13 protein-coding genes are annotated in these 15,236 nt (G+C 54.5%); 11 read left to right on the forward strand and 2 right to left on the reverse strand.

Annotated features, from left to right (window positions below; all coding sequences use genetic code 11):
• Positions 1-140: 140 nt before the first annotated feature.
• Positions 141-2,147: an ABC transporter ATP-binding protein gene (locus tag ACTHO6_RS20690; RefSeq protein ID WP_440243678.1), complete on the reverse strand. Its 2,007-nt coding sequence runs from the start codon at positions 2,145-2,147 to the stop codon at positions 141-143.
• Positions 2,148-2,434: 287 nt separating this feature from the next.
• On the opposite strand from ACTHO6_RS20690, the gene ACTHO6_RS20695 reads away from it, so the two are divergent.
• The 11 genes from ACTHO6_RS20695 to ACTHO6_RS20745 all read left to right on the forward strand — a co-directional run bounded on the left by ACTHO6_RS20695 (position 2,435) and on the right by ACTHO6_RS20745 (position 14,938).
• A complete protein-coding gene (locus ACTHO6_RS20695) occupies positions 2,435-3,331 on the forward strand; it encodes a phosphotransferase family protein (protein WP_440243680.1) in 897 nt (298 codons plus the stop codon).
• Between the two features lie 130 nt (positions 3,332-3,461).
• Positions 3,462-5,114, forward strand: coding sequence for an AraC family transcriptional regulator (locus ACTHO6_RS20700; protein ID WP_440243700.1), 1,653 nt, complete (start codon positions 3,462-3,464; stop codon positions 5,112-5,114).
• A 107-nt stretch (positions 5,115-5,221) separates the two neighbouring features.
• Positions 5,222-6,220: an iron-hydroxamate ABC transporter substrate-binding protein gene (locus ACTHO6_RS20705; RefSeq protein WP_440243682.1), complete on the forward strand. Its 999-nt coding sequence runs from the start codon at positions 5,222-5,224 to the stop codon at positions 6,218-6,220.
• Positions 6,221-6,241: 21 nt separating this feature from the next.
• Positions 6,242-7,249, forward strand: a complete 1,008-nt coding sequence (locus tag ACTHO6_RS20710; protein ID WP_440243684.1) for a FecCD family ABC transporter permease — start codon at positions 6,242-6,244, stop codon at positions 7,247-7,249.
• Positions 7,242-8,261 (forward strand): FecCD family ABC transporter permease, encoded by a 1,020-nt coding sequence (locus ACTHO6_RS20715; RefSeq protein ID WP_440243686.1) that lies wholly within the window; start codon positions 7,242-7,244, stop codon positions 8,259-8,261. Before ACTHO6_RS20710 ends, ACTHO6_RS20715 begins: the two co-directional genes overlap by 8 nt.
• Before the next feature lie 63 nt (positions 8,262-8,324).
• A complete protein-coding gene (locus ACTHO6_RS20720) occupies positions 8,325-8,654 on the forward strand; it encodes a nitroreductase family protein (protein ID WP_440243688.1) in 330 nt (109 codons plus the stop codon).
• A 283-nt stretch (positions 8,655-8,937) separates the two neighbouring features.
• A complete protein-coding gene (locus ACTHO6_RS20725) occupies positions 8,938-10,167 on the forward strand; it encodes an MFS transporter (RefSeq protein WP_440243690.1) in 1,230 nt (409 codons plus the stop codon).
• A gap of 114 nt (positions 10,168-10,281) precedes the next feature.
• Complete coding sequence (locus ACTHO6_RS20730; RefSeq protein ID WP_440243702.1) at positions 10,282-10,680, forward strand: MmcQ/YjbR family DNA-binding protein; 399 nt, start codon at positions 10,282-10,284, stop codon at positions 10,678-10,680.
• A 127-nt stretch (positions 10,681-10,807) separates the two neighbouring features.
• Complete coding sequence (locus ACTHO6_RS20735) at positions 10,808-12,190, forward strand: sigma-54 interaction domain-containing protein (RefSeq protein ID WP_440243692.1); 1,383 nt, start codon at positions 10,808-10,810, stop codon at positions 12,188-12,190.
• A 513-nt stretch (positions 12,191-12,703) separates the two neighbouring features.
• Positions 12,704-14,086, forward strand: coding sequence for a GntP family permease (locus ACTHO6_RS20740; protein ID WP_440243694.1), 1,383 nt, complete (start codon positions 12,704-12,706; stop codon positions 14,084-14,086).
• A 66-nt stretch (positions 14,087-14,152) separates the two neighbouring features.
• Positions 14,153-14,938, forward strand: coding sequence for a 3-hydroxybutyrate dehydrogenase (locus ACTHO6_RS20745; RefSeq protein WP_440243696.1), 786 nt, complete (start codon positions 14,153-14,155; stop codon positions 14,936-14,938).
• Here the strand turns inward: ACTHO6_RS20745 and ACTHO6_RS20750 are convergent.
• On the reverse strand, positions 14,910-15,236 hold a 327-nt coding region (locus ACTHO6_RS20750), incomplete at its 5' end, for a hypothetical protein (RefSeq protein WP_440243698.1). The two genes, ACTHO6_RS20745 and ACTHO6_RS20750, sit on opposite strands and share 29 nt — an antisense overlap.

Below are 15,236 nucleotides of genomic sequence, written 5' to 3' on the forward strand. Positions count from 1 at the left end.
CTAGGGAATTCAGGGCTACAGCCGCCTAATAATACAGCCTCAATTAATATCTGTCTACTTGACAGGGGTCAGACCATAAGGCTCTCTCCCTTTTTGATTGGGCCGGTGTGGTAACGGGCAGACGGTTGTTACGCGAGTCGTTAGACCAGCACGCCGCCGCCGTAGCGTTCAAATTCCTTCCGGGTGCAGGCGACATAGTGGCCTGGCTCGATTTCCCGCAGCACTCTTTCCTCGTCCTGGTTTTGCAGGTACTCCTGATCGTCGAACACAATCCGTTTGCGGTTGCGCTCGTAATCCGGATCGGGCAGAGGAATGGCAGAGAGCAGGGATTTGGTGTACGGGTGAATCGGGTTTTCGTACAGGCGATTGCTTTCCGCCAACTCGACGATGCGACCGCGATACATGACGCCGATGCGGTCGCTGATGTATTTCACCATCGACAGGTCATGGGCGATGAACAGATAGGTCAGCCCTTTTTCCTTTTGCAGGCGCTTGAGCAGGTTGATGACCTGCGCCTGGATGGATACGTCGAGCGCAGAGATCGGCTCGTCGGCGATGATAAACTCGGGATCGACTGCGAGAGCGCGGGCGATTCCGATGCGCTGGCGCTGACCGCCGCTGAACTCATGCGGGTAACGGTTGGCGTGCTCGCGGTTGAGGCCGACTGTTTCCAGAAGCTCATGCACTTTTGCGATTCGTTGTTCTTTGGTAGCCAGTTTGTGGATATCCAGCCCTTCGGCGATAATATCGGACACGGTCAGACGAGGATTCAGGGACGAATACGGGTCCTGGAAAATCATCTGAATTTTGCGGTTCAGCCATTTTTTCTCTGCGCCTGATTTTTTGCCGTGGACGCTTTTGCCTTTGAACAGCACCTCGCCGTCAGTGGCGTCGTACAGACGCAGGATGGTACGGCCCGTCGTGGATTTTCCACACCCGGATTCGCCGACCAGTCCGAAAATCTCGCCTTTGTAGATGTCAAAGCTGATGCCGTCGACCGCCTTCAAGACTTGTCCGCCGCCAAGATCGAAATACTGTTTCAAATTTTTGATTTCGACGAGCTTCTCGCGTTGGTCGTACGAGACGGCCGCTTGCGGACGCAGATTTTCGCCTTTCTTTTTCTCTGTTGTAGCCGTTTTGCGTCGCACAGCAGAAGCAGGCGGGTCGATCTGCGGAGCCATTTCGTGCAGCAGCCAGGTTGCCGCGTAGTGCGTGTCGGAGATTTTGAACATCGGCGGCTCGTATTCCAGATCGACTTTCAGGGCGTACGGATTGCGTGCAGCAAACGCATCGCCGACAGGCGGCTTGAACATGTCTGGCGGAGAGCCGGGAATCGACATCAGCTCTTCGTCGTCCGTATCGAGGCTAGGCATCGAGCCGAGCAGGCCCCATGTGTACGGATGCTTCGGATCGTAGAAAATTTCGTCGACTTTTCCGATCTCGACGATTTTTCCCGCGTACATGACGGCTACACGGTCAGCCATGTTGGCTACGACGCCGAGGTCATGGGTAATGAAGATGATCGAGGTGCCTGTCTTTTTCTGAATGTCTTTGAGCAGCTCCAAAATTTGCGCCTGAATGGAAACGTCCAGCGCGGTCGTCGGCTCGTCGGCAATGATGATCTTGGGATTGCAGGCGAGCGCGATTGCAATGACGATCCGTTGGCGCATCCCTCCGGAGAATTGGTGCGGGTATTGATCGACGCGTTCTTTTGCGAACGGAATGCCGACCATTTCCAAAAGCTCGACGGCGCGAGCGCGCGCTTCGGAGCGCCCCAGCTTTTGGTGCTTGATAAAGCTCTCCATGATCTGGTTCCCGATCGTCATGGTCGGGTTGAGCGAGGTCATCGGATCCTGGAAAATCATCGAGATATCGCGGCCGCGAACGTCCTGCATTTCTTTTTCCGACAGGGTGACCAGATCTCTTCCTTCAAACAGGACTTGTCCTTTCGGAATACGTCCCGGGGGAGAAGGGATCAGCCGCATGAGGGCTTGCGAGGTAACGGATTTTCCAGAGCCGGATTCCCCTACGATGGCCAGCGTTTCGCCTTTGTACAAGTCGAAGGAAACCCCTCGCACCGCTTTTACCTCGCCTGCATACGTGTCAAAGGACACGTGTAAGTCTTTTACTTCCAAAACTTTTTCCATAGAATCCTCCCTTTCTCTGTCTGTATTTGTGGTAAACAACCCGCCATTTATGTGCAAAAATCTCTCTAGTATGAATATTTACGAAAATGAAAATCATTATCACCATTATACTATATTTGCTGTCTATTGTTAAAAAAAATTTTTTGAAGAGCCGATCCATTTCGGCAAAGCCCGAAAATCCTGCCCGGCAAGCTCTCTGGCGGGCATTTTATCGGTGCCTTTCGTCAGTCAAGTCATACGATACAGCAACGGAAGAAGAACGCGGTCTGGAAAGGGGCGTATTTCGTGTGCAACTTGAGCCTTTGCGCAAGCTTTTGCAAGAACGGTATCCAGAGCTACGTAACGAAACATTTCGGACGGACGATACAGGCTGGAGCAATTTCGTCGTCATTGTGGGAGAGAGAATGATCTTCCGCTTTCCCAAGACCGAAGCAGCCAAGGCGACTCTCAGCCGGGAGACGCAAATTTTGCCGCAGCTCGGGTCGATGGTGCCTGTGGCGATTCCCCAGTTTCTCTATTTTTCTGCACCGAGCGATAGCATCCAGTACGTCGGCTATCCGATGATTTCCGGCAAGCCGCTGAGTCGGGAGGAGATGAGCGAACTGTCCGGACAGGAGCGGGAGAGCGTGGCGGAAGCGATTGGCGGATTTCTGAGCGGCCTGCATGCCTACCCGCTGGAAAAGTCGTTTGACAAGCCGATGGATGCAGGGTTGACCCGCCTCTTTTACGAAAATGTTTTGGCCCGGATTGAGCGGAAGGCTTTTGGCTTGATGCCTGTCGAACTGCAGCGGTGGACCCGGCAAACCTTCCACTCGTTTTTGGCGAACCCAGGCTACTTCTTGTTCAAGCCGACATTGCTGCACAACGACTTGAAGCCGGAGCATCTGCTCTACGACTTTGCGCAAAGACAACTGAACGGCATTATTGATTTTGGAGCGATAGGGGTAGGGGACCCTGCCTATGATTTTGTCGGGATCTACCGGTCGTACGGCGCTGCCTTTGCCCACAAAGTATCCAGCCATTACACCCGGGAGATCGACGCTACGTTTTGGGAACGGATCACGACGTTTTACGTCAAGACGATCAGCTTCTGGACGCTCTTGTACGGCATGGACAGCCAGAATCCAAAGCTCGTTCAGTATGCGCTTGGAAAGCTGCAGGCATGCGCCAAAAACAGGAGATAGGAAGCGAGGCCCTGTTTTGGTATACTTTTAGCACGATAATGAGAATGGTTATCAAAAAGAAGCGACAACGATTCGCTTTTCCCCTCATGCTGTGTGACGGGAACGAATCAGGAAGGCAAAAGGTGTGACAATGATGAGCGACAGGCAAGCCTTGTTTCAAGAGTTTACCGAGCATGTGATGCCCGATGTCATGTTCAAGCTTCGCGACATCGCCTGGGTAAAAGGGGATGAGCATGAGCGTCTGCGCCAACAGTTTACGAACGCGCACATCTTGCTGCTGGTAACCGGGGGACGCGGACGCCTGCGACTGGAAAACGTGGAGCATCAGCTGCGCCAGGATGCCATTTACGTTTGCCCGCCGATGAGCACCTTCGGAATCGCCCCGGACTCGGTGGACGACTTGCGGATGTACGTGTTGCGCTTTGATGTGTTTCGGGAGTCCAGAAAGCGGAAAAGACAGCTGCGCGTTTTGCGTGAAGAGAGCGAATTTCCTTTGGTAGGCGAGGTTTCTGTCCGATCAGCCGGGCAGCTTGTCATGCATTGTGATTCGATTGCGGAGCAGTGGCAGCAGGATGGTGGCATTGCCCGCCTCCGCAGCCAGATTTTGTTTCAGGAGCTGTGGTACCACATCGTCAAGTCGGTCGATTTCACCGCCCAAGACTCCGCTACGGCACTGGAGCGGGCCCGCGCTTACATGGAAGAGCATTACGCCCAAACGATCACGATTGAGCAATTGGCGCGTATCGCTGAAGTCAGTCCGAAATATTTTGTGGACTTGTATAAAAAGACGTACGGCGTATCCGCGATGGACTACGTTACCGAATTGCGCATCAGCCGGGCGAAGCAACTGATGGCGCAGTCCCACGCCAAGCTGCGGGAGATCGCCCACCAGGTAGGCTACAACGACGAATTCTACTTCAGCCGCAAATTCAAAAAAGAAGTGGGCGTTTCTCCTACGATTTATATGAAAAGCCGTCATCGTAAAATCGCTGCCTACAGAGCGCCGCTCATCGGGCAGATGCTGGCGTTGAAGATGATGCCGTATGCAGCGCCGCTTCACCCGAAATGGACGGCCTTCTACCACCAGAACTACCGCAACGACATTCCCGTTCACCTGAGCGCGTTTCGCCAAAATGAAAACTGGAAGGCAAATATCGAGATGCTGCAGGAAGCCAGACCGGACGTCATCCTGTCCTTGGACAAGGCCAATGCGCAGGAAAGGGAACAGCTCGGCCGGATTGCGCCGACGTTATTCGTGCCGTTCGAAGAGCTGGAGTGGCAAGAGCAACTGCTGATGATCGGCGATTTTTTGGGCGAATCGGCAGAGGCCAAGCACTGGCTCGCCGCGTATGAGGAAAAGCTGGCTAGAATGCGGGAAAGACTGCGGAAAAAGCTGGGCGAGGAGAAGTTTCTCATCTTGCGCGTATTCAAACAGGAGCTGGCGGTACATTGCAATCGCAGCATGTACGACGTTTTTTACCACGGTCTGCAAATGAAGCCGGCCTATGTCACCCAAGCGAAGGTATACGACCAGGCTGTGACGCTCCAGGAGGTGGCGGTGCTTGACCCGGACAGAATCTTGCTGCTGGTTTGTCAGGAAGCGGAGACGCTGGAGCATTTCCGGCTGCTCAAGCTATCGGTGCCTTGGCAGGACTTGAAGGCTGTCCGCAACAACCGGACGCATCTGATTACGTCAGACCCGTGGCGGGAATATTCAGCGATGGCCCATGAGCGGATCATCGACCAATGCGTGAAGCTTCTTTCAGGAGATCGTCCATGTTGATTCTGGATATCGTCCATGGTCGAGGATACGCAGATGCTTTATAATCACGAATGATAATCGTTATCAATAAAACGTGATGTACACAGGAGAGAGGGGCTTTTCAAAGGATGAAAAAGATATATTTCGGTATTAGCGTCGCCATGCTGGCACTGGCGCTGACTGCGTGCGGCGGACAGCAAGCAGCAAACTCCAACGCGGCAAACAGCAATGCCGCACCTGCAACAACGGCTGAGAAGCCAGCGGGAGAAGCAACCCAGCAGGAAACACGCACGATCCAATACCTCGACAAGGAATACACCGTTCCCAGCAAAACCGAACGCATCGTCATCACAGGCAGCATGGAGTCCATGGAAGATGCGCTCGTGCTCGGCGTGAAGCCGGTGGGAGCGATTTCCGTCGGCGGCAAGTTCCCGGAGATGTTCGCACCGGTAACCGGCGAAGCGCAATCCATCGGGGAGAAAACCCAGCCCAACCTCGAAACCATCCTGTCCTTGAAGCCGGACGTCATTCTGGGCAGCAGCAAATTCCCGCCAGAAACGATGGAGAAATTGAACAAAATCAAAACGACCTTCCCGGTTTCGCACATTTCTACCAACTGGGAAGCAAACCTGCTCTTGCTGGGTGAGCTGACGGGCAAACAAGCGGAAGCGCAAAAAGTGATCGAGGACTACAAAAAAGAGGTAGAAGCAGCCAAAGCACAACTGGGCGACAGCTTGAAAGACAAAAAAGTCGTCGTGATCCGTGTACGCGGCGGCAGCATCAACATTTATCCGGAAAAAGTGTTCTTCAACCCGTCCTTGTATGCTGACCTGGGTCTGACAGCTCCGGCGGAAGTAAAAGCCGCGAAGGCGCAAGAAGTCGTGTCGCTGGAGAAATTCAGCGAAATGAACCCGGATTACATCTTCGTCCAATTCTCTACGGACGAGAACAAAGACAACCCGAAAGCGCTGGAAGATTTGCAAAACAACCCGATCTGGAAGAGCATCAACGCGGTGAAAAACGGCAACGTGTTCGTAAACGTAGTCGATCCGCTCGCACAAGGCGGAACAGCCTGGAGTAAAGTAAACTTCCTGAAGGCCGCTGGTGAAAAATTGTCTGCCAAGTAGGGAGTGGGCGAGGTTCATCGCATGCCATCGAAAAAAGCAGTACCTATCCTCATACTTGCGGTTTCGCCCCTAGCGATTGTGCTCGTGATCGTGCTCTCCATTTTGTACGGGGCCAAGCAGATCGACGCGTCTACCATCTATCAGGCTCTTTTCCAGTTTGACGAAGGGAACGTGGACCACCAGATCATCATGCACTCCCGACTGCCGCGAGTGTTGGGCGCACTCATGATCGGAGCGTTTCTGGCCATATCGGGGGCACTCATGCAGGGGATGACGAGGAACTACCTCGCGTCCCCCTCTATTATGGGGGTCTCCGACGGATCGGCCTTCGCCATTACGCTTTGCATGGTGCTCATGCCTGCTGCATCGAACACGACGATGATCTTCATGTCGCTCGCCGGATCGGCAGCAGCGGTCATGATGGTACTCGCTTTGTCCAGGTTGCTGCCAAACGGCTTTTCGCCTGTTGCTTTGGCGGTGATCGGGACGATCACGGGAACGTTTCTGAGCAGTGTCTCGGCGGCAATCGCTTCGTATTTTCAAGTCTCGCAAAACGTCAGCTTCTGGTACAACGCCCGGCTTCACCAATTGGAGCCGACGCTGATCTCGCTGGCGATTCCGTTTGCCGTCGTCGGCATTGTCATGGCCTTGCTTTTGTCCAAGTCCATCACGATTTTGTCCCTGGGCGAGGAAATCTCGCTCAGTCTGGGACAAAAGACGATGCTGGTCAAAGTGCTGGCTACGGCGGCCGTCGTCATTCTCACGGGCATTTCGGTCGCACTGGCCGGAAAGATCGGCTTTGTCGGCCTGGTTATTCCGCACATCACCCGCTTTTTGGTCGGGCTCGATTATCGCTGGATCGTTCCGTGCGCGGGCGTGTTGGGCGCCGTTTTCCTCGGGCTGGCGGATGTGCTCAGCCGCTTTTTGAACAGCCCGTTCGAGACGCCGATCGGAGTGGTGACGGCGTTTATAGGCGTACCGTTCTTCCTCTACCTGATTTACAAGAGAGGGGGAGACAAGCATGCCTGAGAAAAAAAGCAGGTATCCCCTGCTGCTGACAGGGAACATCCTTCTGATTGTGGCGGCGATTTACATCAGCCTGACAAATGGGGTGTTCGACATGTCGGTGACGGATGTCGTACGCACCTTGCTGCGCATCGAACCGTCCGCCGATCACGATCTCGTCATTTTCGATTTTCGCTTGCCGCGCATCGTCATTGCGGCTTTGGTCGGCTTTGGCCTGGGCATTGCCGGGGCCGTCATTCAAGGCATTACCCGCAACGGCCTGGCGGATCCCGGGATTTTGGGGATCAACGCCGGGGCTGGGGCGGCGATTGTCGCGTTCATGTTTTTTTTCCAAGGAACGTTTACGGAGGCAAGCTGGTTTTCGATCATGGCGATGCCGCTCTTCGGTTTGACCGGGGGCTTGCTCGCCGCAGCGCTGATCTACCTGTTCGCCTGGCGCAAAGGAACGCTTGACCCGCAACGGTTGATCCTGGTCGGAATCGCCATCGGCTCCGGTCTGGGCGCTGTGTCACTGTACCTGTCGCTGAAAATGAATCCGAACGACTTCGAAATGGCGACGGTATGGCTGACAGGAAGCATCTGGAATGCGAACTGGACCCACATTACGGGCATGCTTCCGTGGCTCATCCTGTTGGCCCCGGTCCTCTTGCGCAAGGCGCACGTACTCGATTTGATGCAGCTTGGCGAGGAATCGGTGAAAAGCCTCGGGGTGTCGGTAGAAAAAGAGCGCAACCGTCTGCTGTTGTCCAGCATCGGGATCGTCAGCGCGTGCGTCTCCGTGTCCGGCAGCATCGGCTTTGTCGGGTTGATGGCGCCACACATCGCCAAGCGCTTGGCGGGAATTGCGCACAGACACGTCCTGCCGCTGTCGGGCACGATCGGGATGTTGATGGTGGTGGCTGCGGACTTTATCGCCAAGACCGTGTTTACCCCAGTCGAACTGCCGGTGGGGATTGTCATTTCGATAATTGGCGTACCGTATTTCTTCTATCTGCTCAGCAGAGCGAGAAGGTAGAGAGAGCGCCACTTATACGAGGGGCGCTCCTCTGGCTTTCGGGGAGACAAGGGAGGAACGAAAATGGAACTGGCAACATTGATCAGGGAGCGCCGCTCCATTCACCGCTTTGCCGATCGCGAGGTAGACCCGGCGCTGGTTGCCGAACTGTTGGACACAGCCGTTTGGGCGCCGAATTACCACATGACCCAGCCGTGGCGCTTTATCGTGACGTACGGCGAAGGGCGCAGAAGAATCGCCGAAGCGGTGCGGATCATGAAGGAAAAGCGTGAGCTGGACCCTGCGAAAAAGAAAGAAGTAGGCGAGAAGTTTTACAACAAAATCATGGCGATTCCGAGCCCGCAGCCGCGCGTACCGGCAATGGAGCGAATCACCTGGGTGGACCAAGCGTAGGACAAGTCACGAACAATTTTTCTTGTCAAGCTGTTACTTTTTGTGGTACCCTTGGAGCATTCTACAAGGAAGGGTGACCATCAAGCCAATGATCTACTAACTCCTGTTTCCACAAAAGCAATCGGATCAAAACGATGCGATTTTTGGATGGGGAGTAGTATGGGCATATTGGCAAATGGATGGTAGAGCCTTTGTAAGTCTTGCAGAAGGTTTCTATGTCTTTTTGGTGTCGATATGTAATGCCTCCTGTCCAGATCGCAACATGGATAAGGAGGCATTTTTTATGGTTACGATGCTGCAAAACCGCTATGTTCGGGCGATTTTGTTGTCCGGCCTGTTTTTGCAAGTCGGGATTTGGGTGCGCAACTTTGCCATCCTGCTTTACGTGATGGACCATACGGGAGGTGACCCGTTCGCGGTGTCCATGATTTCGGTGGCGGAGTATGCGCCGATTTTTCTCTTTTCTTTTCTCGCGGGGACGTTTGCCGATCGTTGGCGGCCGAAGCGGACGATGGTCTGGTGTGATCTGCTCAGCGCCTTGTCGGTGGTCGCGGTGCTCATCACGTTTATGCTGGGAACGTGGAAGGCGATTTTCTTCGCTACGCTGATTTCGGCCGTTCTCTCCCAGTTTTCCCAGCCGTCCGGGATGAAGCTGTTCAAGCTGCATGTGCCTGCTGAGCAGCTGCAAGCCGGGATGTCCGCCTATCAGACGATCTTTGCCATTTTCATGGTGCTGGGGCCGATTGTCGGCACATTTGTGTTCCAGCAGTGGGGAATGGAAGTGTCTATGCTGATTACGGCCATCGCGTTTCTGGCTTCTGCTGGCGTGCTGTACCTGTTGCCGCCTGACCGTGTGGAGGCCGGGGAGAAGCAAGACGCGGCTCTGCTTGCGGAGATGGCGAGCGGAATTCGCTACGTACTCTCCAATCGGGTGCTGTCGCTGTTGGGTGCCTGCTTCATGGCAGCGGGACTCGGTATGGGGATGGTGCAGCCGTTGACCATTTTCCTGGTGACAGAACAGCTCCATCTGCCGAAGGAAAGCCTGCAATGGCTATTGATGGTGCAGGGCGCGGGCATGATTGTAGGAGGGGCGCTGACGATGGCGCTGGCGAAAAGTGTTCCTCCGCAAAGATTGCTCATCCTGGGGATGCTGGGAAATGCGGTTGCCCTGGGCATTTGCGGGATGTCTACGCATTTGTGGCTGACGCTGTTGGCCCAGCTGGTTGCCGGATTGCTTTTGCCGTGCATCCAGATCGGCATCAATACGATGCTGCTCAGCTATACCGAAAGCTCCTTCATCGGGCGGGTTAACGGGATTTTGACTCCGCTGTTTACAGGTTCGATGGTCATCATGATGAGTCTGGCAGGGGTGTTGAAGCCGCATCTTCCGCTCGTGGTCATCTATGTGATTTCGGCGGTGCTGTTCCTGATCGGATTGAGCTTTATTTTGCCGCTGTATCGTCTGAAAGAAGGAAAGCCGGGACCGGACGCAGAACAGATGGGAACCTCTTGAGGCTGCGTCACGTGGTCATCCCGGATTGCGGGAGAGGCACATGTTCTGGCCTTGTCCCAGGCGCGAGCGAGGCTGGGCCAGAGCGTGGAAAAAAAAGAACGGGGGTGCGGTCAGGTGGCGCATGAGCGGATTTCATCCAAAGAAGGTTTGGCTATGGAAGCGGCTGTGAGAAAGCTGGCGATCCGTCTGCCGGAGGTAACGGAACGGGTGGATGCTTTTGGGCACACGTCGTTTCGGGTAAACGACAAGCCGTTTGTCATGATGGGAGAGGGCGGCGCCGACGGTCCAGCCCTTTCCTTCAAAGTGCTCAAGACGACACAGGAAATGTTGCTGGCGCAGGAGCATTTTTACAAGACGCCGTACATTGGCCAGCACGGCTGGGTGTCCATTCGCGCCCAACATATCGCGGACTACGACATGCTCGCCGACTATGTGCTGGAAGGCTATCTGTGCGCAGCCCCCAAGCGCCTGGTCAAGCAGGTGCAGGCGAATGTGCAATCGCAGTCGCAGTAGAGCGGGCTTGTGGTGCTTTTCGCGGGAAAAGACAGGCTTCCCCTGATGTCTCCTGCTATAATTCATAAATAACGAGCTGTGAACGACCGTTCGGCACAGCGATATTCCAGGCAAAGGGGGAGCCGGGTTGGATTGGAATCTCCAGCAAATCAGCAAGCTGCTTGAGGTCGTCTTCGAAAATGCCCATGAGCCGATGGTCGTGACGGACAGGGACGGCAAAATCCTTTTGATGAATCGGAGCTATCGGGAATTTTTGAATGTGCAGGACGTCATCGGCAAGCCAGTGACGGACGTCATCGAAAACACGCGCATGCATATCGTCGGCCAGGCGGGCGTCGCGGAAATTGCCGATATCCAGCAAATCAAAGGACAGAAGATGATCGCCCACCGCATCCCGATCATGGACGAGGGCAAGGTCATTGCCGTGCTCGGAACGGTGTTGTTTCAGGATGTGCAGGAGCTGACTGCCCTGGCCGCGATGGTCGATCAGCTCAAGGACGAGCTGACGTACTATAAAAAAGAACTGCGGCGCAGGATGGGGGCGACCTATCATTTTGACCAGATCGTCGGGTACAGCCAAAAGCTGCTGGAGTTGAAAAAATTCGCCCAAAAGGTGGCGACGAGCGATTCGACGGTGCTGATTACCGGGGAGAGCGGTACGGGCAAGGAGTTGTTTGCCCATGCGATTCATGCGCAGAGCAAGCGGAAAATGGGGCCGTTCATCCGTGTGAACTGTGCGGCGATTCCTGATTCATTGCTGGAGTCCGAACTGTTTGGCTATGAAGAGGGCGCGTTTACCGGAGCGGTGCGCCGCGGGAAAAAAGGCAAGTTCGAGCTGGCCAATCACGGAACGATCCTGCTGGACGAGATCGGGGACATGCCGCTGCCGCTGCAAGCCAAGCTGTTGCGGGTGCTGCAGGAAAAAGAAGTGGAGCGGGTCGGGGCCGTGCGGACGACGCCGATTGATGTGCGGGTCATCGCCTCTACCAATCTGGATTTGCCGCAACGCATCAAGGAAGGAAAGTTCCGCGCCGACCTGTACTACCGCTTAAACGTAGTCACCCTGTCGATTCCTCCGCTGCGGGAGCGGCTGGAGGATGTGCCGGAGCTGGTTTCCAACCTGCTCAAACAACTGAGCGAGTCCACAGGCGTCACGGTCAAGGTGATCGACGAGGACGTGTGGCCTGTGCTGCGCGGCTATTCCTGGCCGGGAAACGTGCGGGAACTGCGAAACGTGCTGGAGCGGGCGCTGCATCTGGTGGAGGACGATGTGCTGAGAAAGGAGCATATCTGGCTGCCGGCTTCTGACGAGGTGGTGCCAGTTGCTGCTGCTTTGCCGTCCGGCAGGGAGTTGCGGCCGCTCAAGCAGTTGGTGGAAGAGACGGAGCGGGAAGCGATTTTGCTGGCGATGCAGCAGGCCGGAGGCAACAAGCTGGAGGCGGCAAAGCTTTTGCAGATCAGCAAATCGAGCTTTTATGAAAAGTGGGAGAAGTATCAGCAGAAGAAATGAAGGTCGTGCTTTTACAAGCTGGGACATGGCGGAGGAGCCGTGGTTCCGGCTTTTTTTGATCGTGAGAGGCGCTGGCGTTGTTGTGGATGTCGGAGGTGCTGGAGAGGTAGGCGACGTTCACGCGACGTTCACGCGAGAAAAGCTGAACGGTGCCAGAGGGCTAACTGTCATCCCCTGTCGCATTTTGCTAGATTCCGCGTTTCCGGAAAGAGAAAAAGAGAGAAGGGGACAGCGGCAGAAGGTTTTGACTTTTCGGTCGGATGGATTTCACGGTGTTTTTTGCTAGATTCCATAAAAGTGGACGCGTTTTTCCGGAAATCCGGAAGTTTTTGCAAGCGTTCTCATTTTCGTGTTGCTTCCCGCTTGTCCGAAAGCCTTGTCAGATCGCGATTTGTCGGAATTTAGCCGAAGTTGGCACGATGCATGCAATTCAGAAAGGGTGAAAGCGATTTCTTTTTGGTGGGTGCACACACTATGCTCTCCAGGCGGAGGGCCATTTGAAAGGAGAATGGTATGATTATTGAAGTGTTGTCCATCGTGATCGCGCTTGGTCTGCTCATGTTTTTTGCGTACCGGGGCTACCCCGTTATTGTTTTTGCCCCGATCTTTACTTTGCTGGCAGTCGCGTTGTCGGGCATTGCCCTGCTGCCCAGCTACACGGAAACATTCATGACCAACGCAGCCAACTATGTGAAATCATTTTTCCCTATCTTCCTGCTTGGTGCGATTTTCGGAAAAGTCATGGAGCTGAGCGGTGCGGCTTCGTCGATCGCGCATACGATCGTGAAGGCACTTGGCTCCAATCGCGCGATTTTGGCGGTCGTGCTGGCGTGTTCGATTTTGACGTATGGCGGAGTCTCGCTGTTCGTCGTCGCTTTTGCCGTATATCCGTTTGCCGCAGCGATTTTCCGTGAAGCAAACATTCCGAAGCGCCTCATTCCGGGAACCATTGCGCTCGGGGCGTTCACCTATACGATGGATGCTTTGCCAGGTACGCCGCAAATTCAAAATATCATTCCTACGACGTATTTCGGTACGGATGCCTACGCGGCTCCGGTGGTCGGGATTATCGGCGCGATCATCGTGTTTACTGGCGGGATGGTCTGGCTGGAACGCAGACGCAAGCAGGCGGCTGCTGCCGGAGAAGGCTACGGCGAGGGACATTCGAACGAGCCGGAGCTGGTGAAAACCGAATCGTACATGAATATTTGGGTAGCGATTTTGCCGCTGGCGCTCGTGCTCGTGGGCAACTACCTGTTCAGCAGAGGCATCTGGACGGTCGAAAACTGGTATGACGCTACCATGCTCAAAGAGTCGTTCAAAATTGAAAAAGTGAAGAACGTTGTATCGTCCTGGGCCTTGATTATTTCATTGAGCCTGGGGATTCTTGCAGCGCTGCTCATCAACGTGAAGCAAGTGAAAACGAAGCTGGCAAGCGGTTTGACCGCAGCAGCGATGGGGGCTTTGCTGGCGATTTTCAATACAGCGTCCGAGGTTGGCTTTGGAAACGTCGTGAAAACATTGCCTGGCTTCAAGCTGATTCAAGACTGGATTTTGGGCGCGAGCGACCATCCGCTGGTTTCGGAGGCGATTGCGGTAAACGTGCTGGCAGGTGTGACCGGATCGGCGTCCGGCGGGATGTCGATTGCCCTGGAGGTCATGGGCAAGCAATACCTGGAGATGGCCAACGCCGCCGGGATCAGTCCGGAGCTCTTGCACCGGATTGCTTCCATGGCTTCCGGCGGAATGGATACGCTGCCGCACAACGGGGCGGTTATCACGCTGCTCGCCATTACCGGTTTGACGCATCGCCAGTCGTACAAGGACATTTTTGCCATCACCGTTTTGAAAACAGCCGCCGTATTTGTACTGGCCTTCGCTGTATCGATTTTCTAGGTTCGCAACATCTTCCCGTACGGACGGGGGATGGACAGACAGTATGCCGGAGAGGAGACAAACCATATGGAGAAGCTATTGGATAATCAAGTGGCATTGGTAACAGGCGCAGCGAGCGGGATCGGGCTAGAGATTGCGCGGACGTTTGCGGCAGAGGGAGCAAAGGTCATGCTGTTGGACTTGAATCGGGATGCGGCGGCGGCAGCGGCTGCTCGCTTACAACAGGAAGGCTATGAGGCGATGAGCGTGAGCGCGGACGTCACGAACGAGGTGCAGGTGCAACAAAGCATCCAGCAGGCCGTGGAGACTTTCGGCAAGCTCGATATTTTGGTGAACAATGCGGGACTTCAGTTTGTCTCCCCGATCGAAGAGTTTCCTACGGCCAAGTTTGAGCAAATGATCGCGATTATGCTGACAGCGCCTTTTATCGCGATCAAGCACGCCTTTCCCGTAATGAAACAGCAGGGGTACGGGAGGATCATTAATATGGCTTCCATCAACGGCTTGATCGGCTTCGCGGGAAAAGCGGCGTACAACAGCGCCAAACACGGGGTAATCGGCTTGACCAAGGTGGCGGCGCTGGAGGGGGCGGCAGACGGCATTACCGTCAATGCGATCTGCCCAGGCTATGTCGACACGCCGCTGGTACAAAATCAGTTGGCGGATCTGGCTAGAACGAGACAGGTGCCGCTGGAAAAGGTCATGGAAGAAGTGATCTATCCACTGGTTCCGCAAAAGCGGCTTTTGCAGGTGCAGGAAATCGCCGACTACGCTGCGTTTTTGGCGAGCAAGAAAGCGCAAGGCATTACAGGCCAGGCCGTCGTCATTGACGCCGGATATACGGCGCAATAAGCTTCAACCGAGAAAAGATCGGGGAAATGGCCTCTGGTTTCCAGAGGCCATTAAGTTTTTTTGAAAATCTAGCAAAAAAGCTCTTGTATTCTATTTTTGAATGTGATAGATTATTCCTTGTCGCCAAGAACGACGACAAAACACGAGAAAAGAAAACAAGTTTCAACAAAAAAGTCTTGACTCGTAAATGGCGAACGTGATAAGATGAAAAACGTTCGACAAAAAATGCTCTTTGAAAACTGAACAGCGAAAGCGTTGATGAGTCTATCATTTTTACATGATTTGCCAGCTTGAACCA

It is taken from the genome of Brevibacillus sp. SAFN-007a, assembly GCF_051967035.1.
In the GTDB taxonomy this organism is placed as follows: Bacteria; Bacillota; Bacilli; order Brevibacillales; family Brevibacillaceae; genus Brevibacillus.